Origin of the sequence: Sphingobium sp., from assembly GCF_041987595.1 — a bacterium.
In the GTDB taxonomy this organism is placed as follows: Bacteria; Pseudomonadota; Alphaproteobacteria; order Sphingomonadales; family Sphingomonadaceae; genus Sphingobium.
Genome location: NZ_JBHIWJ010000061.1, coordinates 1 through 24,097 on the forward strand (window position 1 = coordinate 1; position 24,097 = coordinate 24,097).

Annotated in this window: 22 protein-coding genes and 1 riboswitch; of the genes, 11 read left to right on the plus strand and 11 right to left on the minus strand. The window is 65.7% G+C overall.

What is annotated here, in order from left to right:
* The 4 genes from ACFC3J_RS14945 to ACFC3J_RS14960 form a co-directional block, all read right to left on the minus strand.
* The coding region (locus ACFC3J_RS14945; RefSeq protein ID WP_375196925.1) for an amidohydrolase family protein at positions 1-271 on the minus strand (271 nt) is incomplete at its 3' end.
* Positions 268-777, minus strand: a complete 510-nt coding sequence (locus tag ACFC3J_RS14950; RefSeq protein ID WP_375196926.1) for a hypothetical protein — start codon at positions 775-777, stop codon at positions 268-270. The genes ACFC3J_RS14950 and ACFC3J_RS14945, both read right to left, overlap by 4 nt.
* Complete coding sequence (locus tag ACFC3J_RS14955; protein WP_375196927.1) at positions 684-1,508, minus strand: MFS transporter; 825 nt, start codon at positions 1,506-1,508, stop codon at positions 684-686. The genes ACFC3J_RS14950 and ACFC3J_RS14955 overlap by 94 nt, the downstream gene beginning before the upstream one ends.
* A 72-nt stretch (positions 1,509-1,580) precedes the next feature.
* Entirely contained in the window at positions 1,581-1,844 is a 264-nt protein-coding gene (locus ACFC3J_RS14960; RefSeq protein WP_375196928.1) for a hypothetical protein, read from the minus strand.
* Positions 1,845-2,068: 224 nt separating this feature from the next.
* Between ACFC3J_RS14960 and ACFC3J_RS14965 the strand changes: the two genes are divergently transcribed.
* From ACFC3J_RS14965 to ACFC3J_RS14990, 6 genes are all read left to right on the plus strand, one after another.
* Positions 2,069-2,854: an IclR family transcriptional regulator gene (locus tag ACFC3J_RS14965; protein WP_375196929.1), complete on the plus strand. Its 786-nt coding sequence runs from the start codon at positions 2,069-2,071 to the stop codon at positions 2,852-2,854.
* On the plus strand, positions 2,851-3,819 hold the full coding sequence (locus ACFC3J_RS14970; protein WP_375196930.1) for an alpha/beta hydrolase: 969 nt from the start codon (positions 2,851-2,853) through the stop codon (positions 3,817-3,819). Before ACFC3J_RS14965 ends, ACFC3J_RS14970 begins: the two co-directional genes overlap by 4 nt.
* Positions 3,816-4,241 carry a hypothetical protein gene (locus ACFC3J_RS14975; RefSeq protein ID WP_375196931.1) on the plus strand — a complete coding sequence of 142 codons (426 nt, stop codon included), beginning with the start codon at positions 3,816-3,818 and terminating at the stop codon, positions 4,239-4,241. The genes ACFC3J_RS14970 and ACFC3J_RS14975 overlap by 4 nt, the downstream gene beginning before the upstream one ends.
* Positions 4,242-4,258: 17 nt before the next feature.
* Positions 4,259-6,577 (plus strand): TIM-barrel domain-containing protein, encoded by a 2,319-nt coding sequence (locus ACFC3J_RS14980; RefSeq protein ID WP_375196932.1) that lies wholly within the window; start codon positions 4,259-4,261, stop codon positions 6,575-6,577.
* A gap of 11 nt (positions 6,578-6,588) precedes the next feature.
* Positions 6,589-8,043: a GH1 family beta-glucosidase gene (locus ACFC3J_RS14985; protein WP_375196933.1), complete on the plus strand. Its 1,455-nt coding sequence runs from the start codon at positions 6,589-6,591 to the stop codon at positions 8,041-8,043.
* Between the two features lie 93 nt (positions 8,044-8,136).
* Positions 8,137-8,952 (plus strand): universal stress protein, encoded by an 816-nt coding sequence (locus ACFC3J_RS14990; protein ID WP_375196934.1) that lies wholly within the window; start codon positions 8,137-8,139, stop codon positions 8,950-8,952.
* 104 nt (positions 8,953-9,056) lie between these two features.
* On the opposite strand, the gene ACFC3J_RS14995 is transcribed toward ACFC3J_RS14990, so the two are convergent.
* The 4 genes from ACFC3J_RS14995 to ACFC3J_RS15010 are packed head-to-tail and all read right to left on the minus strand — an operon-like array spanning position 9,057 to position 12,317.
* Positions 9,057-9,869 carry a DUF2182 domain-containing protein gene (locus tag ACFC3J_RS14995; RefSeq protein WP_375196945.1) on the minus strand — a complete coding sequence of 271 codons (813 nt, stop codon included), beginning with the start codon at positions 9,867-9,869 and terminating at the stop codon, positions 9,057-9,059.
* Between the two features lie 2 nt (positions 9,870-9,871).
* Positions 9,872-10,504 (minus strand): DUF1326 domain-containing protein, encoded by a 633-nt coding sequence (locus ACFC3J_RS15000; protein WP_375196935.1) that lies wholly within the window; start codon positions 10,502-10,504, stop codon positions 9,872-9,874.
* 47 nt (positions 10,505-10,551) lie between these two features.
* Positions 10,552-11,694, minus strand: coding sequence for a sterol desaturase family protein (locus ACFC3J_RS15005; protein ID WP_375196936.1), 1,143 nt, complete (start codon positions 11,692-11,694; stop codon positions 10,552-10,554).
* 23 nt (positions 11,695-11,717) lie between these two features.
* Positions 11,718-12,317, minus strand: coding sequence for a TetR/AcrR family transcriptional regulator (locus ACFC3J_RS15010; protein ID WP_375196937.1), 600 nt, complete (start codon positions 12,315-12,317; stop codon positions 11,718-11,720).
* A 108-nt stretch (positions 12,318-12,425) separates the two neighbouring features.
* Between ACFC3J_RS15010 and ACFC3J_RS15015 the strand changes: the two genes are divergently transcribed.
* Both ACFC3J_RS15015 and ACFC3J_RS15020 read left to right on the plus strand, forming a co-directional pair.
* Positions 12,426-15,395, plus strand: coding sequence for a DUF2339 domain-containing protein (locus tag ACFC3J_RS15015; RefSeq protein ID WP_375196946.1), 2,970 nt, complete (start codon positions 12,426-12,428; stop codon positions 15,393-15,395).
* A 24-nt stretch (positions 15,396-15,419) separates the two neighbouring features.
* On the plus strand, positions 15,420-18,815 hold the full coding sequence (locus tag ACFC3J_RS15020) for an acyl-[ACP]--phospholipid O-acyltransferase (protein WP_375196938.1): 3,396 nt from the start codon (positions 15,420-15,422) through the stop codon (positions 18,813-18,815).
* Positions 18,816-19,003: 188 nt separating this feature from the next.
* Here ACFC3J_RS15020 and ACFC3J_RS15025 read toward each other — a convergent pair whose 3' ends face one another.
* Complete coding sequence (locus ACFC3J_RS15025; RefSeq protein ID WP_375196939.1) at positions 19,004-19,465, minus strand: acyl carrier protein; 462 nt, start codon at positions 19,463-19,465, stop codon at positions 19,004-19,006.
* Positions 19,466-19,600: 135 nt separating this feature from the next.
* Positions 19,601-19,680: riboswitch (ZMP/ZTP riboswitch) on the plus strand.
* A 16-nt stretch (positions 19,681-19,696) separates the two neighbouring features.
* Here ACFC3J_RS15025 and ACFC3J_RS15030 point away from each other — a divergent pair.
* Entirely contained in the window at positions 19,697-20,167 is a 471-nt protein-coding gene (locus ACFC3J_RS15030) for a protein tyrosine phosphatase family protein (RefSeq protein ID WP_375196940.1), read from the plus strand.
* A gap of 106 nt (positions 20,168-20,273) precedes the next feature.
* Here the strand turns inward: ACFC3J_RS15030 and hutC are convergent, their stop codons facing one another.
* Both hutC and ACFC3J_RS15040 read right to left on the minus strand, forming a co-directional pair.
* Complete coding sequence (hutC, locus tag ACFC3J_RS15035; RefSeq protein ID WP_375196941.1) at positions 20,274-20,984, minus strand: histidine utilization repressor; 711 nt, start codon at positions 20,982-20,984, stop codon at positions 20,274-20,276.
* A complete protein-coding gene (locus tag ACFC3J_RS15040) occupies positions 20,981-22,360 on the minus strand; it encodes a formimidoylglutamate deiminase (RefSeq protein WP_375196942.1) in 1,380 nt (459 codons plus the stop codon). Before ACFC3J_RS15040 ends, hutC begins: the two co-directional genes overlap by 4 nt.
* Before the next feature lie 128 nt (positions 22,361-22,488).
* Here ACFC3J_RS15040 and hutI point away from each other — a divergent pair, with 128 nt between their 5' ends.
* Positions 22,489-23,691, plus strand: a complete 1,203-nt coding sequence (gene hutI / locus ACFC3J_RS15045; protein WP_375196943.1) for an imidazolonepropionase — start codon at positions 22,489-22,491, stop codon at positions 23,689-23,691.
* A partial coding sequence (locus ACFC3J_RS15050) for an aromatic amino acid lyase (RefSeq protein ID WP_375196944.1) occupies positions 23,688-24,097 on the plus strand: 410 nt, incomplete at its 3' end. The genes hutI and ACFC3J_RS15050, both read left to right, overlap by 4 nt.

The window sequence follows — 24,097 nt, forward strand, 5'->3', positions numbered from 1 at the left end:
ATGCCCAGCCCTCCCGCCCCTGGATGTGCGCCGCATTGTTTGCGAACAGGGGGACATGGAGCGGGGCGGCTGGCGTCATCGCGGTCAGCAGACCGGACAATTTGCGGGCGACGTCGGGACAGACCGCCAGTAGCTGCATCGCCCTCAGCCAGTCGGCTGAATCGCCCGTTCGAGGCTTGGCGCCATGATAGATGACGAGGGGGAGCGCCGGGCAACCCCGGGCCAGCAGCAGCGGACCGATCTGCCGGAGCTGAACGCGCGCGTCGATCATGCGCCACTGCCCTCCCCGCGCTGGGCATGGGCATAAAGGGCGACGACGACAAAGCAGAGCGCGGGCACCAGCATCGCCATATGGATCGTGCCGGCAACGTCCGACAGCAGCCCCATCGCCATGGTCAGCACCGCGCCACCGATAATGGCCATGACGATCATCGAGGCGCCCGGCTTGGTCAGCGGGCCGAGTCCCCGGATCGAAAGGACGAAGATGGTCGGATACATGATCGACATGAAGAAGCTGGCCATTACCAGCGCCGCGACGCCAAGCCCCCCGGTCGGCAGGCAGGCAATCAGCGCCAGACCGACATTGATGGCCGCAAAGAGGCGCATCAGCACCGCGCCCTCAAAGCGCGCAAGCAGCGCCGATCCGACGAAACGCCCGACCATGAACAGTCCCAGCGACAGCGTCAGCAGCCAGGCGGCCCGCTGCGTGCCGATGCCCGGCAGCGCTGCGGTCGCATAGCGGATGAGATAGCTCCAGATGCCGACCTGCGCTCCCACGTAGAAAAATTGCGCCGCGACCCCGGCAAGGTAGCGCGGGCGGCGCAGCAGCTGGCCGATGCCCGCGATGGGCGAGATGCCGGGGTGCGCCTCGACCGCGCCCTTGGGAAGCTGGTGCGCGACAGGACAAAGGCCCAGACCAAAACCACCGCGGCGATTCCGATATAAGGCAGCTGAACAGCGGCAGCGGCAGCCGGTCCCTGCGAGGGGGCGTCCGACAGGATCAGGGTGGCGCCCAAGGCGACGCCCGTGATGGAGCCGAGCGGATTGAAAGCCTGCGCCAGATTGAGCCGCTGCGCCGCGCTCGCCGGGTCGCCCATGGCAGCGACCATCGGATTGGCGGCGGTTTCCAGAAAGGCAAGGCCGCTCGCGATCACGAACAGCGCAAACAGGAAGAAACCGTAGCTCAGCGCCATGGACGCCGGCACGAACAGAAGGGCGCCGCCGCCAAACAGCAACAGGCCCAGGATAACCGTCGCCTTATAGCCGAAGCGCTCCGCCGCGATGGCGGCCGGAATGGCGAAGCAGAAATAGCCCAGATAAAAGGCCGACTGGACGAGGCCCGATCCGAAATCCGACAGTGAAAAGACCTGCCGGAAATGCGCGATCAGCACATCGTTGAGATTATTGGCGACGCCCCACAGGAAGAAGAGACCGGTGGTCAGCACCATCGCCGCCATTCCGCTGCCTTTGGTCCGCATCTCGCTGGTTGCTGCGTCGGCGTGCATCATCGATCCTCTCATCACGAACAAAGATGGCAGGCCCGTCCCTTATTAAGGCTCGGGCCTGCCAGTCGGGGGAGACTATACGACCCCGGCGCGGATCAACAGGTGAGCCGCGCCGGAAGCGTCAAAGTCGAACGGTTTGCGCGTACGCAAATTGCCGACGCCGCCAATGCCGCCTTCGATCGGTTTCGCCGACGGGTTCCTGTAGACTTTGACCCTGGCGAGACTTTCGGGCGGCACATATTGCGCGCCAGCCTGCGTGCCGCAGCCGGGCGCAATGCGAGCCAGCGAGATACCTGCCATCTGCTTTGGACGACGCGGCATGTGAATCATGATGGACATGAGGCCCATTGCTCCGCCTGCTCCTCTTTGAGTCATGTCATTCCTTGCCGCCCGGGGCGGGCAGCCCGTCATGGGTCAGCGCGATAATCAGGCCTAATACTCCCACAATTTAATTTGTGAAATATAAAAATTGATTTCACTGATGGACAATGTGTAGGGTGCCGCAAATCGGTGGACAACGCTGCCAAGCCAGCAAATCGGGCGTTTATCGGAAGGTAGAGGGGATGAACGGCAAGACGCGCTATCAGGCGCCTGCTCTGACAAAAGGGTTAGAAATCCTGGAGCTGCTCGCCAATTCCAGCGATCCCCTTATCATGTCTGACATATCAATAGCGCTTGGCCGGTCCGTAAGTGAAATTTTCCGCATGCTCCACATCCTGGAGGAGCATGGCTATATCGCGCGGGCAGAGGACGGCTATCGCCTCACCAACCGGCTGTTCGCGCTGGGGATGAACCAGCCGCCGATTCGCGACCTCGCCTCCACCGCTCTGCCCGTCATGCAGGAACTGGCGCGCAAGGCCGGGCAAAGCTGCCATCTGGCGGTCGTTTCGGGCGCGGAAATGGTGGTCATCATTGCTATCGAAGCGCCGGGCCTGTCGGGCTTTGCCGTGCGCGTGGGCTACAGACGGCCGCTGCACCGGTCCAATTCCGGCCATATCCTGCTTGCCTTTCAGCCCGCCGAGGCGCGGGCGGCGATGTTGGAAGACATCCGGGCAAGCGATGCGACTCTGGACGAAGCGGAATTGCTCGCCCGACTTGAGGCCACCGTGAAGGCGGGCGGCGCCAATGCGCCGAGTCCCATGCTGACTGGCATCACAGATCTGTCGGCACCCATTCTGGTAGGCGACATGGCGCGGGCTGCGTTGACCATGCCCTTTGTCGATGGCGCGGCCAATCGCGCGACGATGGAGCAGTGCAGCCATTTCGTTCGGGACGCCGCGGCGGCCATCGGTCGCGCCATGTCGCCGATCATGACCGTGTCGCCGCTGGGACTGGAGAATGGGCAATGACGGGAATGGATCGCCGGACCGCGCTGGTCGCGGCGGCGGGACTGGCCGCGCTGCCGGGAATCGCGGGCGCGCAGACCGGGCCGGACGATGAGATCATCGACATCTGGCCGGGCACCCCGCCGGGAGGCAGCGGCGCGCGGATCGTCCGCAGGATTGCCGACCAGTCAGGGAACCCGGCGAGGCCCGACCGCTGGGTGACAGGGATCGACCGGCCGCTTCTGGTGGTTCGCCGCCCTGCCCGCCCCAATGGCGCGGCGATGCTGGTGGTGCCGGGTGGCGGCTATGGCTTCCTCTCCTATGACAATGAGGGCACGAGTCAGGCAGCGTGGCTGAATGCGAAAGGCATCACCGCCTTCATCCTGCTCTATCGTCTGCCGGGTGAAGGCTGGGCACGGCGCGAGGATGTTCCCTTGCAGGACGCGCAGCGGGCGATGCGGCTGATCCGCGCACGGGCCGCGCGTTATGCGATCGATCCCCGACGGGTCGGCGTGCTTGGCTTTTCGGCGGGCGGACATCTGGCGGGATCGCTGGCGACGCGGCATGGCGAAACGGTCTATGCGCCGGTCGATGACGCCGACCGGGTCGAGGCCCGGCCCGACGTGGCGGGGCTGGTCTATCCGGTGGTGAGCCTTGAGGCGCCTTTCAGCCATGGCGGGTCACGGAACATGCTGCTGGGCAAGGAGGCAAGCGCCGAAGCGCGCCGGGCGCGGTCGGTCGAATTGCAGGTGGATGGCGCGACCGCGCCGATTTTCCTCGTCCATGCCAGCGATGACGGGCTGGTGCCACCCGCCAACAGCATCGCGCTCTTTCAGGCGATGCAGCAGGCGAAGCGGCCTGTCGCGCTGCATGTTTTCGAGGATGGAGGCCATGGCTTTGGCGTTCGCCTGCCGCGCACGATGCAGGCTGCGGCGTGGCCGGAGCTGTTCGCGACCTTTGCCGTCAAGCAGGGGCTGATCGCGGCATGAAGATGTTCCCTGCCCCTGTGTTGACCGACGGCATCGGCGGCATGGACGCCATGGCGGGCTGGACGGAGCATGGCGGCGAGGCGATCTTCGCTTCCCGGCCGCGGCACCGCCATGGCGAGGGGGCCACGCAGCTGATCGCGGACATGCAGAACGGGGACAAGGCCAAGCCCTTCACCGCGCAGGACATCCGCTTCACGACCAGCGAGGGCGCGCTTCATGCCCTGTTTCCGGGCCGCGCGCAGCGATCTACGACTATCCGCTCACTGGCGCGCGGTCAGGGGAATGGCAAGATCGAACGCGTGACGCCGCTCGGCGGCGGTCCGCTGGCTTTCCGTCAGGATGGCGCGGGTCTGCATGTCGATATGCCGCACAACAGCCATTTCGTGCCCACCGTCCGCGTCGACGGCCGCGGCCTCCTTTAATGCAAGGACAGACAGGGATGATTGCAAAGAGATTCAAATGGATCGCGCTGGGCGCGTCGTGCCTCGCCGCTCCGGCGCTGGCAGCGCCGATGGCGCTGCTCGATCGTCATGGCAGCCGGGTCGCGATCGAACCCTATGCGCCCAACATAGTCCGCGTGACGATCGCGCTCGATCCCAAGCTGGCCGAGGCCGCGCCCGGCGACGGTCCCAATGCGAAGGCCGACGCGACCGGCTGGACTCACCGCTCCGACGCGAGCGGCGACACCTTCTCCTCCGCCGCCGTCAGCTTGACCGTCGATGCCAAGACATGGCCCAAGGCACCGACGCAGATGGAGCGCTATTTCGCGCCCTCGCTTCCGCCCGTCAGTCTTTCGGTCCGGGATGGCTCGGGCAATCTGCTGACGAAGATGACCGGCTGGGAAATGGCGCCCGTCACGGTGAATGGCGAAAAGACCTTCAAGGTCGGCGCCAGCTTCGAATCCCCGGCGGACGAACATTATTATGGGCTGGGCCAGAATCAGGAAGGTCATATGGATCTGCGCGGCAAGCAGATCGACTGCCAGCACTATTATGACGCGCCTGCGGGCGAGACCGTCTGCGTTCCCTTCATGGTCACCAACAGGGGCTATGGCATCGTTTGGGACAATCCCGCCCGCACGCTGGTCTGGCCCGGCCTGCACAGCACAACCCGCTGGCAGAGCCAGGTCGGCGAGCGCGTCTCCTTCTTCGTCATCACCGGCAGGACCACGGACGAGCTGTATGCGGGCTATGCGAAACTCACCGGACAGACGCCGCTGCCGCCCAAGGCGGGCTTTGGTCTCATCCAGAGCAAGGCGCGATACGAGAGCGAGAAGGAACTGCTCGACATCGCGCAGGGCTATCGCCAGCGCGATCTGCCGCTCGACGTGATGGTGCTCGACTGGTTCTACTGGACCCGCATGGGGCAGCTCGACATCGACCGGACCTATTTCCCCGACCCCAAGGGGATGAACGAGCGGCTCAAGTCCATGGGGATGCGCTCGATCATCAGCGTCTGGCCACGCTTCGAGCGGGAATCGCGCTATTTCGACATGCTGGCGACCAGGGGCTGGTTCCTGCACGACAAGGACGGCAATCCCATTGATGGCCTGCCGATGCGGTTCGACCGCGCCGGCGCGCTGATCGACAGCACCAACCCGGACGCGCGGGCGTGGTTCTGGGACAGGATCCGCGACAATATCGCTTCGCAGGGCTTCGACTGGTTCTGGCTGGACGAAACCGAGCCGGATCTGGTGCCGGACGGCTATTTCTACGCCAAGGGTTCGGGCGACCGTTACCACAATCTCTTCCCGCTGCTGCACACCAGCGGCGTAGCCGAAGGATCGGAGCGCGACCGGCCGAATTTCCGCAACATGATCCTCGCCCGCGCCGCCTATCTGGGATCGCAGCGCAATGGCGGCCTTTTCTGGTCGTCGGACGTCAGGTCCACCTGGGAAGCGCTTCAGCGGCAGATCCCGGCCGGCCTCAACTTCACCGCGTCGGGCCTTGCCTATTGGGGAAGCGACATTGGCGGCTGGCAGTCGCCGAGCGGCCCAAAGGCGGAGCATCCGGTCCTGATTGACCCGGCAGGCGCGACAGCGATGGGCACGGACTATCCCGACTATCCCGAACTGTTCGTGCGCTGGTTCGAATATAGCGTCTTCACGCCGACGCTGCGCATCCACGGCCAGCGTCCGGGCACGGCGCTCTGGGAATATGGCAAGGCGGCCGAGCCGATCCTGGCCGACTGGCTGCGCCTGCGCTACACGCTGATTCCCTATATCTATGCGCTGGGGCGGCACACCTATGACACGGGCGCGCCCTTCATGCGGGCACTGTTCATGGACTTTCCGAACGACCCCAGGGTCGCCGATATCGGCGACCAATATATGTTCGGTCCCGCCTTCCTCGTCGCGCCGGTGACGAAGCAGGGCCAGACGAAACGTTCCGTCTACCTGCCCGCGGGGACGGTCTGGTATGATTATTGGACCAACCAGCGTCATGACGGCGGCCAGACGATCGAGGTCGATGCGCCGATCGACCGCATGCCGCTGTTCGTGAAGGCCGGGTCGATCATCCCCATGGGCGTGCAGGTAAAAAGCACCGCCGAGAAACAGCCGCTGGAGAGCATCCGCGTCTATCCCGGCGCCGATGCGCGCTTCACCCTTTATGACGATGACGGCACCACCAACGCCTATCGCAAGGGCGGCGCCAAGGCCGAGCTGGTCTGGGATGACAAGGCGAAGGCTTTGACGAGCAGGACGAAACTTCCGACCGGACAGGCCCTTGGCGGCCTTGTACGGATCATGGGCCAGTAAGGAGACCGAAGATGACGGGAATCAACCGCCGCGAGCTGGGCCTTGGCCTTGGCGCCGCCGCACTGGGCGCGACGCTGACCGGGTCGCCTGCCACCGCGCAGACCGCCGCCAGCGCGACGACCGGCGATACCCTTTCCTTTCCGCCCGATTTCCTGTGGGGCTGCGCCACCGCAGCCTATCAGATCGAGGGCGCGGTGAAGGAGGACGGCCGCGGCCTCACCAATTGGGACGTTTTTTCCCATACGCCGGGCAAGGTCGCCAACGGGGATACCGGCGATGTCGCCTGCGACAGCTATCACCGCTACAAGGACGACATCACTCTGCTGAAAGCGCTGGGCGTCAAGGCCTATCGCTTCTCCATCGCCTGGTCGCGCATCTTCCCCGAGGGCAAGGGCAAGCCCAATCCGAAGGGGGTCGATTATTACAACCGGCTGGTCGACGGTCTGCTCGCCGCCGGGATCGCGCCCCATGCCACCCTGTTCCACTGGGACCTGCCCAACGCTCTGCCGGGCGGCTGGCAGAACCGCGACACCGCTTATGCCTTCGCCGACTATGCCGGATATATGGCGGGCCGCCTCAGCGACCGGGTAAAGCATTTCATGACCGTCAATGAGCTGCGGTGCTTCACCGATCTGAGCTACATGACCGGCGGCAAGGCGCCGGGCCTGAAGCTGCCGATGGATCAGGTGAACCAGATCCGCCACCATGGCGTGCTGGCCCATGGTCTGGGGGTTCAGGCGGTCCGCGCCCATGCCAGGGCGGGGACTTTGGTGGGTCTGGCCGACAATCCCACCATCTATGTCCCCGCGATCGAAACGGCCGAGCATATCGAGGCAGTGAAGAAGGCGGTGCGGGAAGAAAACGCCATGTTCCTCACCGCGATCATGGAGGGGCGCTATATCGACAGCTACCTGACCGCGCAGGGCAAGGACGCGCCCACGGTCAGGGAGGGCGACATGAAAGCGATCGGCAGTCCGCTCGATTTCCTGTCGGTCAATGTCTACACCGGCAACACCGTACGCGCCGATCCCTCCGCGCCTGCCGGCTACAAAATCCTGCCGCATCCGGGACAGGCGCCGCGCATGCCGTCTCCCTGGCTCTATGTCACGCCGGAGGTCATCTATTGGGGCATCCGCGCGATCAGCGAAAACTGGAAGCCCAAAGCGCTCTATATCTCAGAAAACGGCTGCTCGGCCGACGATAAGGTCGCTGCGGACGGCAAGGTCTATGACACCGACCGCGTCATGTATCTGCGCAACTACATCACCCATCTCCAGCGCGCCGCGCGCGAAGGGCTGCCGGTGAAGGGCTATTTCGTCTGGAGCCTGATGGACAATTTCGAATGGGAGGACGGCTATACCAAGCTGTTCGGCATCCATCATGTCGACTTCAGGACCGGCCAGCGCACGCCGAAACTCAGCGCCGACTGGTATCGCGAGCTGGTTCGCGCCAACCGGCTGGTATGAGCCGCTTTCCGGTCGGATTCCGCCGCAAAAGGAGGTATAAGAGGGACTGACCGGGGAGGGACGGGCTGGGGGATTCTGGCCGGGAGGTGGACGATGAAGTCGGTTCTGCTGCACATCCACGAGGATCGTGGCGCGGAAAGCCGGTTGCAGGCAGCCTGCGATCTGGCGCGATCGTCAGGTGCGCATATCCATTGCGTGCAGATCACGGCGGCGCCCGATTTCGTGGCGGCCGACGTCTATGGCGGGGCATCCATGGCCCCGGCAATGATGGCGGAGCTGTACGACATCGACGAGAAGGCCCGCAGGCGGGTTGAGGACCGGCTGCGCCGCGAGGATGTGAGCTGGGACTGGCGCCATGTGGAAGGCGACATCATCCATGGGCTGCTGTCAGCCTCCGCCCTGACCGACGGGATGATCGTCACCCTGCCGTCGGGACCGCGCAGGCAGCTCGCTGATCCGCTGCACCTGGCCGCCGATCTGGCGTTGGGCGGGCGGGTGCCGGTGCTGGCCATTCCACAGGACGCCCGCAGCTTCGCCGTGACCGGGCGGGCGGTGGTCGCCTGGGAAGGGTCACAGGAAGCATCGGCAGCACTGCGCCTTGCCACGCCGCTGCTCAAACTGGCCGAGGAGGTGCATGTCGTGACCGTCGAGGAGGCGGGCAAATATCCTTTCCCGGCGACCGACGCGCCGGAATATCTCGCCCGCCACGGCATCAAGTCGCAATTGCACACCTGGCCGCAGGATGGACGCACCGTAGAGGCAGCGTTGCAGGCGGCGATCGGAGTGCTGAAGCCGGACTGGATGGTGATGGGCGCTTTCGGCCATAGCCGCTTGCGCGAACTGGTGTTCGGCGGGGTGACCCGGACGATGCTGCGCATGGTGCAGGTACCGCTGCTTCTGGCGCACTGAGCGGGGGGTTTGGGCGACAGGTCGCCCATTGCGAACGTCAGCGCACCCCCTCCCCTCAAGCGGAGAGGCCTGACGTCCACATTCCACCCAAAGCCGCCCCGCCATCAATGCAGCAGGATCACCCAGCCGCCGGCCATGCAGGCAATTCCAGCCGCGACGGACGTTGCGCGCCCCCATGGCAGCAGCTTTTCCATCGCCACCAGCAGCGTCAGCAGCGCGATCCAGACCAGATTCATGATGCCGCCGACGAACAGCAGCGCCATCAGCATCCAGCAGCATCCCACGCACCAGGCTCCGTGGATCAGCCCCATGCGCAGCGCGCCCGCGCGGCCGGGCCGATAATGTCGGCTCAGAAACTGCGCCGGGTTTCGGCACTGGCGCAGGCAGGCATCCTTGAGGGGACTGATCTGATAAGCGCCAGCCGCAATCAGGATCGCGGCCGAGAGCCAGCGACTGGGTGTCGCCATCGCCATCGGTGAAAGCATCGCCGCCACGCTGAGGCGCCACTGCGCGCTGGTGGCCGCCAGCGAGAACAGACACCAGGCGAGCAGATAGCCGAGCAGGAAGCTTGCCGTCGCCGGGCGCGCGCTGTTCTCGCGGTGGCCGACGGCGCGGGCATAGAGCAGGATCGTCGGCGCCGCGGAGGGCAGCATCATCGCCACCATCATCACCCACCACATGGCGAGCGTCACCGCGAACTGCCCCGCCGTCCACGGCCCGGCGGTCAGCATCATCAGCGCCATCATGTCGCCGGACGCGCCCGCCGGGCCGATGCCCGCAGGACCCAGCGACGCCATCGGCGCCATGCCCATTCCCGCACCCAGCAGCAGCCAGCCCCAGGCCAGCAGCACCAGCGCCGCCAGCGCCAGAAGCGACAGCCGTTGATGCCGGACGAGCGCCCCCTCCACGCCGGCCATGCTCAACCCCGGACGACCCCATGACTGTCGAGATGGAGATGGGCGAACTGGCCATAGCTCGCCTGATGACTGAGCTGCATTGGCGCGATGGCGCGGCTGGCGCCCGAACCTACCTCCGCCACTTCATATTCGAAACCGTCGGGCAGATGAATCTGCGCGCGGATTTCCGATCCGTCGACCGGGCTGCGGATCGGCTCCCCGTCCATTTCCAGATGGCCGGGAATGCGCAGACGGCCCTTGCGGCCTTCGACATCCACCTCGAAATCCACGGGGACGAAGCTCGGCTCATGCATGGTCGTGACCGTCGAGGCAAACACGGCGAAGACGGTCGCCATCGGCGCCGTGTCGCCCCCTGTCATGATGGTGAGCAGCGCTTCGCGTTGCGCCGGGCTGGCCCGTTCGTCGACAAAGGCGGCGCATTCCCCATTCCCCTCATGAATGGGGCCGGGCCACTGGAACACGGCCGCGATGTTGAGACCCGACAGGTCGGTATTGCCGTGGCGGCCTTCATCAATGGCAAAGCCGAAGGCGGCCTGGCAAAATCCCTTGTCGGGCAGACCGCCAAACTGGCAGTTGCAGCCATATTCGCAATTGCAGTTGGCGAATTCCCGTCCCTTGAGCATCCAATAGGTCATGGCGCCTGATCCCCTTGCGATGGGTACGGCCGATTATAGCATGATCGTCAGGCCGCGTCGCGCTTCCGGAAGGGGTAGAGGAACTGGGCGCGATAGCCCTGCGGCACCTGTTCGGGCACGCCATAGCCACTGGGCCACTGGCCTTCGGGCAGATGAAAGGTACCGAACAGCCGGTCGAGAAAGGGGAAGTGGATGGCAAAATTCTTGTCCACCGCAACCTCTTCGATCCCATGGTGCCAGTGGTGGAAGCGCGGCGTCGCGACGATCCGGCCGAGCCGGTTGAAATCGCCCCTCAGATTGGCGTGAAGCAGCGAGGAGTAGATATAGACGAAGCCGATATAGGCCTGCATCACCGAGGGCGAGAAGCCGAAGGTCAGCAGCGGCAGCGAGGTCACGCCGCGCAGCGCGATGATCTCGAAGAAATGCATGCGCGCCCCCGCCAGCCAGTCCATCGCCTTGGCCGAATGGTGGACGGCATGGAAGCCCCAGAGGAAGGGGATGCGGTGGAAGGCGCGGTGGAACCAATATTGGGCGAAGTCGGTCAGCAGCACGACTTCAAGAAATTGCAACGGCCAGGGCTGGCCGGCGACCATGGCGCGGATGCCCGCGAGGCCGGCTGTGGCGGCGTTGATGGTGCTGGACGGTGCAAGCGCGAGGAAGGTGATGAGCTGCACCATCATCGAGCTGATGAGATAATAGAACAGGTCCTCGCGCCATTCCTGCCGGAACAGGCGTTGCTGCGCCTTGTGGGGGAAGAGGCGCTCGATCGGCGCGAACATGAGGCCGGTGGCGACCATGTTGACCGCGAAGAAATCGACTCCGAAGAATACGCCCCAGTCATGGGTTTCCCGCGGCTGGACGTCGGCGCCACCCAGCAGCGTGGCGAGCAGCGCGATGATCAGCGCCGTGGCGCCGATCGCTTTGCGTGGACGCAAAAGCAGGCTGAGCAGCGCGAGGGCATAGCCGCCGATCAGGAAGCCGTGAACCAGCGGCCGCAGACCGCTCCAGCCATGCAGCGCGGCCAGTTCCGGCGTCGCGAACCAGTCGGGCCAGCGCAGCGCCATGACGAGGCAAAGACCGGTAATGCTGAGCAGCAGCGCGAAAAAGCCGGAAAACCATCCGCTGCCCCAGCGCCGCACCGCCAGCGGCGATTGCAGGTCGCGTTCAAGACTCTCAAACCAGCTTGGCATATGTGTCTTCCCCTGTCCTGCCTTTACAATGTTGCGCCAGCGGCCCTCAACGATTCCTTGACTCGGGCGATGGCCATTTCGAGCGGGTCCGTCTCCCCCAAAAGGACGAAGCTGCCGTTCAGCGCGAAGGTGCAATGACCGTGGACCGTGGCGACCAGCGATCGGGCGAGGCGAGGCGCGACGTCCTTTGCCCCGTTCGGGAGGACGGCGGCGACTTCGCGGACCACGACCTCGGTGAGACCGGCGCGCTGCCGGGCATAATCCTCCGGCATGGGGACGCCCAGCGGCAGACGATGGTCATAGATCGCCATCCAGATGTTGAGATTATCGCGGGCAAAGGCGAAATAGCCTTCGACCAGCGCGGCTATGCGATCTTCGGGATTGTCCGCGAGGCGGGCCTCCAGAAAGGCGGCCCACAGGTCGAAGGTCCGCGTGTTGATCGCAACGATCAGCCGGTCGTAGCTGCCGAACACATTGTAAAGCGTGCCGACCGAATAGCCGATGCGCTTGGCGACTTCCCGCGAGGAGAAATGGGCAAAGCCGACCTCCGCCATGTGGCGGTGCCCCTGCGCCACGATCATCGCGGCCAGTTCTTCGCGGCTATGGTCGGAGCGCCTTCCCATGGAGGTAGCGATAATGAATGAATTGAACGCTGTCTAATAAATTTATTGAACAGTGTACAATTTTGCGATAGCCACATCGTCATTCACCGGGTTTCAGGGGTGCGACTCATGTTTGCGACGCTGGTTCTGCTGGTTTTCGGAGTGCTGCTGTTCGACACGCGCAAGCGGTTGAAGGTCGCGGAAATGCGGCTGGCATTGCTGGAGGGTGGCACGGCGGCCGCCAAAACCCGTCCCTCCCGCGAAGATGGGTCGGAACGGGATGCGCGGCTCGATCAGACATCTTCCATAAGTCACCCCGCACTCCAGGGTCAGGAGGTGGATTCCCGCCCTCACGGGAATGACGAGGGCGAGGAGCCCGTGCGCCAGACTGCGCAGATGGTCGCGCGGACTGTGAACGCCGTCGAGGCCTCTTCCTCGTCGCCCGTCGAGCCAACCGGGCAATCCTGCCCTCCCCCGGCCGGGCCCGCCCGGCCCTCCTTCGGGTTCGAGGAGCTGTTCGGGCGGCGTTTGCCGATCTGGGCAGGCGGCGTGACACTGGCGGTCGCGGGAGTGCTGCTGGTCAAATATTCGATCGATGCGGGGTTGCTCTCTCCGCTGGTCCGGATCCTGCTGGGACTGTTGTTCGGCGGCGCGTTGATCGGCGGCGCCGAAGTGGCGCTGCGGCAGGAGGAACGGGTTCGCGATCCACGGGTGCGACAGGCGCTCGCCGGGGCGGGGCTGGCGACGCTCTATTTCGGCATTTTGGCGGCGCATGCCCTTTATGGATTGGTGGGACCGGGCACCGCCTTCGCCGGGCTGGCCGGGGTGACGGCGCTGGCCATGGGGCTGTCGCTGCGCTTCGGCGCGCCAAGCGCCCTGCTGGGTCTGCTGGGCGGACTCGCCGCGCCGGCGCTGGTTGAGGCGGGTCAGCCCAATGTGCCGTTGCTGAGCTGCTATCTGGCACTTGCGGTCGGCGGGCTTTGCGCGCTGTCGCGGACGCAGCGATGGATGTGGCTGGGCATCAGCGCGCTGATCGGCGGCGCGGGCTGGGGCGTTGTTCTGCTTGCCATGGGGGCGCTGGATTGGGCGTCTTCGCTGTCGGTCGGGCTGCTGTTGCTGATGCTGGGCGTCGGGCTGCCCTTCTTCGCCTTTTCCGGTACGCGAGCAGTAGTTCTGCGCGTCGGCGCAGCGGTAGTCGCGGCGGCCCAGATGGCGGCGCTCGTGGCGACCGGAGGCTTTGCCCTGCTGCATTGGGGCCTGTTCGGGCTGTTGTCGGTCGCTTTGGTGTGGCTGGGGCGCGAGGCTGGCTTGCGGCCACTCGCGGCGGTCGGGCTTGCGGTTGCGCTGCTGCTGGCGGCGGTTTGGCCAAATCCGGAAATGGGACGGTTTGCGCTGGTCCTGGCCGGCATCGGCGCGGTGTATGGCAGCGCAGCGATCATGCGCCTGTGGCGTGCTGGCGGCGGATTGATCGAGGCAGGGCAGCTCGCCGGGCTGGCGCTGGGTGGCTTTGCGGTCGCCTTCCTGCATTTTTATCGGTCGGGGCTGGATCAGGCCTTTGCCGGGCTGGCGCTGGGAGTTGCGGCCTTGCCTGTTGCGGCTCTGGCGCTGGGATGGTCCAGGCCGCGTGATGACGCGCGCTTTGTGATGCTCGCGACGGCAGCGGGCCTGCTGCTGGTCGTGGCAGGGGCGCTGGGGCTGGCGGGCTGGGCCTTGGCGACGGTGGTTGCGGCCGTGGCGGCGGGCCTGCTGATGCTGGCGGAGAAGGCCGGAGACCGGCGCGTGGAATATAGCGGCTGGGGTTTCGCTTTCGCGGCGCTGGTGGCGGTGGCCGGGTCGGATGATGTCGTGCGGCTGTGGGGCGAGGCCGCTGCGGGGATGCCGCTGCGCTGGGTCGTGGTCGCGGCGATGGCGGGGCTGTTTGCGTGGCGGGCGACGTTCGGGGAAGGGCGGGTCGTGGCGCAGGGGGCGGCGGTGCTGCTGGGCTATGGGGTGATCGCGCAGCTTGTGCCGCCGATCTGGCTGCCGGTGGGCGCGGCCCTGGGGCTGGCTCTGGTGGCGGAGGGGACCAGATGGCTGGATGCCGGGCGGCGGCAAGCCGGACGGATGCTGACGGGGCTGGGCGTGGCCGCGGCGCTGGTCGGGCTTTGGGCCTTGTGGCCGCTGGCGGTCTGGCTTGTCCACGCGTTGTTGTCGCTGGTGGGCGAGCCGATGCTGGTGCGCGACTTGCCCGCGCTGGGCGAAAGCGCGCGGCGGCTGGCGGTGCCGGCCGGCTCGCTGGCGATGGCCCTGTGGCGCGCTGGCGCAGTGGCTGGGCCTTGGGGGCGGCGGATTGGCTGGGGACTGGCCGCAGTGCTGGGCGGCGTCGCGGTGCATATCGCCTATAAACAGGTCTTTGGGTTGGCGAGCCATGGAGATGTCACTCACCTGGCTTTTGCGGAGCGGACGGTTTGGGAAGCGCTGCTGATTGCGGTGGGGTTTGGGATTTGGCGCAAGGCCAGACATGCCCTCCCCCAACCCCTCCCGCTTGCGGGAGGGGAGTTGATACTCCTCGCTTTGGGGCATCTGCTCCTTTACTCGGTCCTGCTGCATAACCCGTTGTGGTTCCCGCAAGCTGTTGGTGCATGGCCTCTCATTAACCTCCTGCTGCCTGCATTTGCCTTGGCTTTCGGGGCGCTCTCATTGGTGGAAAAGATGCGGCCCGAATGGGTCTGGATGCGGCGGCCCGCCGACATGGCGCGGATGCTGTTGATCGCCCTCTTTGCGCTGGCAGCGCTGCGGCAGATATTCGCCGGATCGGTGCTGACAACGCCGGACCTCAGCCAGAGCGAGGACATATTGCGCTCCGTGCTGGCGTTGGGGCTGGCTATCGGGTTCCTGCTCTGGGGAATTCGCCGGCAGAGGAAGGACTGGCGCATTGCCTCCCTGCTGCTGATGCTGGCGGCGGTGGCCAAGGTGTTCCTGCTGGACGCGTCGGGCCTCTCGGGGCTGCTGCGGATCGGGTCGTTCCTTGCCTTGGGCTTCAGCCTGATCGGGATCGGCTGGCTCTATAACCGCGTGCTGCGCGAGCCGGTTAACAACTCTGCGACAAATGCTGCATAATGGGTGAGAGACGGGGGTTAGAATATGTCCGCACCTGATCTGTCTTTGCTGGGTAAACGCCGTTTCGCGCCGCTGTTCGTGGTGCAGTTTCTGGGCGCGTTCAACGACAATCTGTTGAAGTTCGCGCTGCTGTTCCTCGCCAATTTCGGCCTCTACCGGGCCGAGCCGGACAAGGCGGAGATGCTGGCGACGATTGCGACCGGCCTGTTCATCCTGCCCTATTTCCTCTTCTCCGCGCTTGCGGGGCAATTGGCCGACGCATGGGACAAGGCGAAGCTGGTGCGGGCGGTGAAGGCGGCGGAAGTCGTCATCATGAGCCTTGCCGTCACCGGATTCTGGCTGCAATCGGTGCCGCTGCTGCTGTCCTGCCTGTTCCTGATGGGGCTGCATTCGACAATCTTCGGGCCGGTCAAATTCTCGATCCTGCCGCAGCATCTCAAGCCCGAAGAGATTATGGGCGGCACCGGCCTGATCGAGGCGGGCACCTTCCTCGCCATCCTGAGCGGTCAATTGCTGGCGGGCGTGATCCCGCCATGGGAAGCGGGGCTGGTGGCGGTGGGGTTGGCGACGCTGGGTTTCCTCACCAGTCTCGCCGTGCCCTCCGCGCCGACGGTGGTGCCGGGACTCAAGATCGAGCGCAATGTGTTCCGGAGCACCTGGGCGATCCTGAAGGCGGCGCGGCATGGACGCGGCGTGTGGCTGTCGATCCTGGGCATCAGCTGGTTCTTCGCCGTGGGCGCGGTGCTGCTGGCCGAATTCGCGCCGCTGGTGAGCGGGGTGCTGAAGGCCAGGCAGGAGGTCGCGACCTTCTTCCTGCTGATCTTCTCGATCAGCGTGGCCCTGGGATCGATGCTGGTGAACCGGCTGCTGGGCGGGCATGTGTCGGCGCGCTTCGTGCCGGTGTCGGCGCTGGTTCTGGCCGGGTGCATGATCGATCTGTGGCTGTCGACCAGCTTCTATGTGCCGGTGCATCAGGGTTCGGGCATCGCGGAATTTGTCGGTTCGCCGGGCAGCGTGCGGATCATGCTCGATCTGTTCGGCATCGCCTTTGCGGGGGGCATGTTCATCGTGCCGCTTTACGCCATTCTCCAGACGCACAGCCCGCGTGAGGAGCGGTCGCGGACCATCGCCGCCAACAATATCGTCAATGCCGCGACCACCGTGGCGGTCGTGAGCGCGGTGACGGCGATGCTGGCGCGGGGCGAGAGCGTGCCGGGCGTGATCGGCGTGATGGGCTTTGCGACCCTGGCGGTGGCGTTGATCAGCTGCTGGCTGCTGCCGGAGACGGTCATCAAGGCGATCGTGCGCGGGATACTGCGGCTGTGCTATCGGGTGGAGGTGCTGGGGTCGGAGAATATGCCCGCCGCCGGGGAACCGGCAGTGGTGGTGGTGAACCATGTCTCCTTCCTCGACGGATTGCTGCTGGCCGCCTTCCTGCCGGGCAAGCCGACCTTTGCGGTGCATACGCGCATCGCCAGAGCATGGTGGGTAAAGCCCTTTCTGGCGCTGTTCGATGCCTTTCCGGTCGATCCCACCAATCCGCTGTCGGCCAAGGCGATGGTGAAGGCGGTGCGCGAGGGACGGACGCTCGTGATCTTCCCGGAGGGGCGGATCACCGTCACAGGCGCGCTGATGAAGGTGTTCGACGGTCCCGGCATGGTCGCGGACAAGGCCGATGCGCCGATCATCCCGGTGCGGATCGACGGGGCGCAGTTCACCCCATTTTCGCGGCTGAAGGGCAAGGTCCGGCTGCGGCGCTTCCCCAAGATCACGCTGACCGTATTGCCGCCGCGCCGCTTCGCCATAGAGGGCGAGATGACGGCGCGGGCGCGGCGGGCGATTGCCGGGCGGCGGCTCTATGACGAGATGAGCCAGATGATGTTCGCCACCTCGGACACGGATCGGACTTTGTTCGAGGCGCTGCTGGAGGCAAGCCATGTCCATGGGCGCGGGTCGCCCATCGTCGAGGATGTGAAGCGCGAGCCGTTGAGCTACGGACGGCTGGTGACGGGCGCGCTGGTGCTGGGGCGAGCCTTGGGGCGCTCGACGCGGCAAGGGGAAGCGGTCGGCGTGCTGCTGCCCAATGTGGCGGGGGTGGCGGTGGCCTTCTTCGCCTTGCAGGCAGGCGGGCGCGTGCCGGCGATGCTGAACTTCACCGCGGGACTGGCGAACCTGAAAGCCGCCTGCATGGCGGCGCAGGTCCGGACGATCATCACGGCGCGGGCCTTTGTCGAGCAGGGGAAGCTGGGCGATGTCGTGGCGGGGCTGGAGGCCGAGGGGATCGGCTTCCTCTGGCTGGAGGATGTGGCGGCGGGGATCGGGACGGGCGCGAAGCTGCGCGGGCTGGCGGCGAGCCGCTTTGCCGGGCGGGCGCATCGGCGCCTGAAGATTTCGCCCGATGATGCCGCAGTGATCCTGTTCACCAGCGGGTCGGAGGGGCTGCCCAAGGGAGTGGTGCTGACCCATCGCAACCTCTTGTCCAATTGCCGCCAGCTCGCGGCGCGGATCGATTTCAATTCAGCCGATGTGGTGCTGAACGCCCTTCCGGTGTTCCATAGTTTCGGGCTGACCGGCGGCACGCTGCTGCCGATCTTCCATGGGGTGAAGACTTTGCTCTATCCCAGCCCGCTCCATTACCGGATCGTGCCCGCACTCGCCTATGACGCCAATGCGACGATCCTGTTCGGGACGGACACCTTCCTGTCCGGCTATGCCCGGATGGCGCATGGCTATGATTTCTATTCGCTCCGCTACATCTTCGCGGGCGCCGAGCGGGTGCGGGACGAGACGCGCAAGGCCTATGCCGAAAAGTTCGGGCTGCGCATCCTGGAGGGCTATGGCGCGACCGAGGCGGGGCCGGTGATCGCGGTCAACACGCCGATGCATTTCCGAGCCGGGTCGGTCGGGCGGCTGTTGCCGGGGATCGAGGCGCGGCTGGACGATGTGCCGGGCATCAGCGAGGGCGGGCGGCTCTCCATCCGGGGACCCAACATCATGGCGGGCTATATGAAGGCCGATGCGCCCGGCGTGCTGCAACCGCCCGAGGGCGGCTGGCACGATACCGGCGATATCGTGACCATCGACGATCAGGGTTTCGTGACGATCCGCGGCCGGGCGAAGCGCTTTGCCAAGATCGGGGGCGAGATGATCTCCCTGCCCGCGGTGGAGGGCTATGCCTCGGCCGTGTGGCCGGAGGCGGAGCATGCGGTGGTGACGCGGCCCGATGCGCGCAAGGGGGAGCAGCTGGTGCTGTTCACCACGGCGCGGGAGGCGAAGGCGGCGGCGCTGGCGGCATGGGGCAAGGCCAATGGCGTCACGGAACTGGCTTTGCCGCGGGAGATACGGGTGCTGGACGCGTTGCCGCTGCTGGGAACCGGCAAGACCGACTATGCGTCGATGACGCAGATGGCGGCCGGGTAGGATTTGGGTGACATAAGTGACACGATGGAGGCGCGGGAAAGAGCCATTTCCCGACTTGTTTCCTATCGCGGTTTTGACGGTTCAAGGAGCGGATATGGCTTAGCGTCGAGGTGGGGCTGCAGGACAGAAAGAAGTGATGGCGGGTTTCGACCAGTTTTCGACGCTTAAGGGACCAAATCACTGCCCGGTTAGCGGACACTGAGAGGATCGTCAGGCCACTTACCAGCCTGAATGATTTCAGCCAGCCCGCCGACCGTCACCGGGTGAAGGCCCTTGCCGAACCATCGCGACCACGCCCATCCCCCGCTGACGAACAACGCGAGGGTTAAGGCCAAAACTATCAGCTTCGGCCATTGCAGCCATGCCACTAGCACGCCTGCTAAGCCACCGCATAGAATGATCGCCGGTACGCCGATCAAGATAGCGCGAGGGCTTGCCCCTTCGGTATTGAAATAAGTCCGCCACTGCCCGTCTAACGCCGTCAAATCTGTGCCGAAGGCGGCTTGGAGATCGTGGAGCAGTTCGGCCGCATCATCGCCATCAACACCCAAATCGTGAACGATCCGTGCGCTATGCTTAACATCCGAAGCAGGTACGCCATGTTTTTCGATCAGCAATCTGGCCAGTGTGTCGCTCGGGCTTTCGATCATGAGATTTCTTAGCAAGGATAAGCGAGGTAACAAGCGACCAATTGCTGCCGAACGAGACAAGCACTGATACGCTTCGAACTGGTCGTTCCAGCGATGGACCGGCTTGGCGGTGGCGCAGTCATAGGGTATATGATATGCGTTCGCGTGACTGGCGAGGAAGGTGGAGCACCACCGTGGAGCGCGAAACGCAGCCGCCGTTCGCCTGGGCACCCTTTGAATGGAGGTGCCCGTATGTCCGATCCTACCGATATTTATAACTGGCGACGCCTTGATAGCCGCGTCACTACATCAGGCCAACCCACCGAAGAGCAACTCGCCGAGCTATCCAAACTTGGCATTGGGCACGTCATAAATCTTGGGCTGCACACACATGAAAAGGCTCTGCCTGATGAAGCCGCCTCCCTTGCTCGTCTTGGCTTGACTTACATCCACATCCCTGTGGATTTCGACCGGCCAACCGAAGAAGATTTTACTGAGTTCTGTGACGCGATGGCTAAGCTGGAAGGCAAGCCAGTGCATGTCCATTGCATTGCGAACATGCGAGTCTCCGCCTTCCTTTATCGTTGGCAACGAGAGGTTTTGGGGCACGATGATGTGCAAGCGCGGGCGCTGATGGACACGGTGTGGCTGCCAGGCGGAGTCTGGGCCTCGTTCATCGGAGATGATGCCGGTAGCTCGCTGCCCCATCGCCTCCCGAAATGAGGTAATTCAACGAGGTCGGCGTTGGTCAGCTTTTCCGGCTGACGCCGACTCTAAGCCGACCATCTGCAAACCACCCCTATCAGCCATTCCCGCGAAGGCGGGCAGGTCAAGCGTGGAAATGCGCGACCAGCGCGTAGCGGTCGCCGGGATAGAGTTGGCGGGCATAGGTGATGCGTTCCTCGCCTCTCCACGTCCAGCGTTCCAGCGCCACGCAGGCGGCGTTTTCCGGGACGTGGAGGCTCTGTGCCGTCAGGGGGTCGGCGTTGATCGCGGTGATGCGATGTTCCGCCTCCGTCCACGGCACATGGCCGAGCAGCCAGGAGCCGGGCGGTTCGACGGAGAAATCCACTTGCCCCGCTTCGGGGACGGCGGCGAGGTTGATGAGGCGATATTCCAGCGCATAGGGAAGGTCGTCGGCGAAATGGCGGCATTCCAGCGCGAGCAGCTCGCCGTCCGAAACGCGCAGGAGGGCCTTGTCCTCCGGCCCGGCCATGCGGCGGTCGCAGCGGATGAGGTCGAGGCGGTAGGCGAGGCCCTGCCCCTTTACCTCGGCACGGATGTCGGGGATTTCGAGCGCGGCGCGGTGGAAGCGCGGCGCAGCGACGAAGGTGCCCGCCCGTTTGCGGCTTTCGAGCAGGCCCGACTGGACCAGCGCCCGCAGCGCCTTGTTCACCGTCATGCGCGAACAGCCATAGCGTTCCATCCACTGATGTTCGGTGGGGATGCGGTGGCCGGGGCGCCATTCGCCCGACATGATGCGGCTTTCAATGTCGCGGCGGATGCGGGCGTGGAGCGCGTCGGAGAGCAGGCGGGTCAAGCGAGCAGGGCTTTCAACAGTGCGACATAGCGCGCCTCGATCGCGGGGCGGGCGTGGTGGAGGCCCGCGCTAACGCGCTTCTTCCCCGCGCACCAGACGCTATCGACGGGGGCGCCCGCAAAGATCCAGCTGTCGAGCAGGCGGTCGCCGGAGCGGGCGGCGATGGCCGGGTGATCGGCGCGCAGGGCGACGATGTCGGCGGGGGCGCCGGGCGCGAGCCGCGCAGGCGGCCGGCCGAGGGCCTGCGCGCCCTGCTGCGCGGCGTGGAAGAGGCTGGCGCCTGTGGACTGGACGCCGGTGGATTGGATGCCGGTGAATTGGGCTGGGGCGCCAGCCAGCAGGTTGCGGCCATGATGCGTCAGGCGCTGGCCATATTCGAGCAGGCGCAATTCGGCCGCCGCGCCGATCTCGACATTGGAGTCCGAGCCGATGCCGATGCGCCCGCCTTGCGCCAGAAAATCACGGGCGGGAAAGACACCGTCGCCCAGATTGGCTTCGGTGATGGGGCAGAGGCCGACGATCGCGCCGCTTCGGGCGATGGCGGCGCATTCCGCGGGCGTGACGTGCGTGGCGTGGACAAGGCACCAGCGCGGATCGACCGGCGCGTGGGCCAGCAGCCATTCGACCGGGCGCTGGCCGCTCCAGTCGAGGCAGGCTTCGACTTCGGGGCTCTGCTCGGCGATGTGGATGTGGATGGGACCGTCGGGCGCGAGCGCGGTGACGGCGGCCAGTTCATCGGGCGTGACGGCGCGCAGACTATGCGGCGCGACGCCGAGCGTGACGCCGTCGAGGGTGGACAGGGCGTCCAGCAGCCGGGCGAAGCTGTCGGGATCATGGAGGAAGCGGCGCTGGCTTTGGCTGGGGGCCGCTCCGCCGAAATGGGAGTGGGCGTAGAAGACCGGAAGCAGCGTCAGCGCGATGCCGGTGTCGCGGGCGGCCTGCACGACGGCATGGGCCATGACCGCCGGGTCGGCATAGGGCGCGCCGTCGGGCGCGTGGTGGAGATAGTGGAACTCCCCGACGCTGGTGAAGCCGCTTTCCAGCATTTCGGCATAGGCGAGCGCGGCGATGGCATGAAGCCCCTCCGGATCGAGCCGGTCGACGAAGCGATACATCGCCTCGCGCCATGTCCAGAAGCTGTCGCTCCCCTCCCCCGGTTTTTTGGCCCCGGCCTGCTCCGCGAGGCCCGCCATGCCGCGCTGGAAGGCGTGGCTATGCACATTGGGCAGGCCCGCAAAGGCTGGCCCCAAGCGTTCGTCCCCCGGGTCCGGAGCGGCGCCGGGCGTGACCGTGCCGATGCGCCCGTCTTCCAGCGTGATCCGGACATGATCGTGCCAGCCGTCGGTCAGCAGGGCCTGTTGGAACCAAAGCGCCATTTTCCCTTCCTCTGGACGTTTTCCCTTTCTCTGGACAATGGCCAGATGCAGCATTTAAGTATATACATTATTGAGTCGATGCCAGCGAGAAATGGGCCAACGGGGAATCGGCCAGCGGGAAAGGGAAAATGCGCGAGCGCTGCGAGAAATTATGGACCCATGCACGGCTCTGGACGGGGCTGGGGACGGGCCTGGGGACGGAGCTGGGCGTGATCGAGCGCGGCGCGATCGGCATGCGCGGGGGCATGATCGCCTATGCCGGGCCGATGGCGGACGCGCCCGATGCGGAGCAGGTGATCGACTGCGCAGGGCGCTGGATCACGCCGGGGCTGATCGATTGCCACACCCATCTGGTCCATGGCGGCGACCGCGCCGCCGAGTTCGAGATGCGGCTGGCCGGCGCGAGCTATGAGGAGATTGCGCGGGCGGGCGGGGGAATATTGTCCACCATGCGGGCGACCCGGGCCGCGAGCGAGGAGGAGCTGGTCGCATCCGCCCTGCCCCGGCTGGACGCGCTGATCGCGGAGGGCGTGACCACGGTCGAGGTGAAGTCCGGCTATGGGCTGGACCTTGCAAATGAGGCCAAGATGCTGCGCGCGGCGCGGCGGCTGGGCGAGGAACGGCCGGTGTCCGTCGCCACGACCTTTTTGGGCGCCCATGCGCTGCCGCCGGAATTTGCGGGGGATGCGGACGGCTATGTCGGCATGCTCTGCGAGGCGCTGCCGCAGGTCGCTTCGCTGGCCGATGCGGTGGACGGTTTTTGCGAGGGGATCGGCTTTTCGCCCGCGCAGATCGAGCGGCTGTTCGCGGCGGCGCGGCGTCTGGGCCTGCCGGTGAAGCTGCATGCCGAGCAGCTGTCCAACCTGCATGGCGCGGAACTGGCGGCGCGGTTCGGGGCGCTGTCGGCCGATCATCTGGAGCATCTGGACGCGGCGGGCGTCGCCGCCATGGCGGACGCGGGCACGGTGGCGGTGCTGTTGCCGGGGGCTTTCTACTTCATGCGGGACACCAGGCGGCCGCCGATCGAGGCGTTGCGCCGGGCGGGCGTGCCGATGGCGCTGGCGACCGACTGCAATCCGGGGACATCGCCGCTGACGTCGCTGCTGCTGGCGATGAACATGGGCGCGACGCTGTTCGGGCTGACGATCGACGAATGTCTGGCGGGCGTCACCCGCCATGCGGCGCGGGCGCTGGGGCTTCAGCATCGGGTGGGTACGCTGGCGGTCGGCATGCATTGCGACCTCGCCATCTGGGATGTCGAGCGGCCCGCCGAGCTGGTTTATCGCATGGGGCTGAACCCGCTCCATGCGCGTGTGTGGAGAGGATCATGATGCAGGTAACGCTCGTGCCGGGCGCGGTTTCGCTGGAGCAATGGCGGGCGATATATGAAGGCGCGGGGGTGATGCTGGACCCGGCGTCCGCGCCGCGCATCGCGGCGGGCGCGGCGGCGGTCGAGCGCATATTGGCCCGGCACGAGCCGGTCTATGGCATCAATACCGGCTTCGGGAAGCTGGCGAGCGTGAAGATCGGCGACGCAGATCTGGCGACGCTCCAGCGCAATATCGTGCTCAGCCATTCGGCGGGGACGGGCGCGCCCTCCCCGGTGCCGGTGGTGCGGCTGATGATGGCGCTGAAACTCGCCAGTCTGGCGCAGGGGGCTTCGGGCATAAGGCCGCAGACGGTGGCGCTGCTGGAGACGATGCTGGCGCGGGGACTGACGCCGGTGGTGCCCGCGCA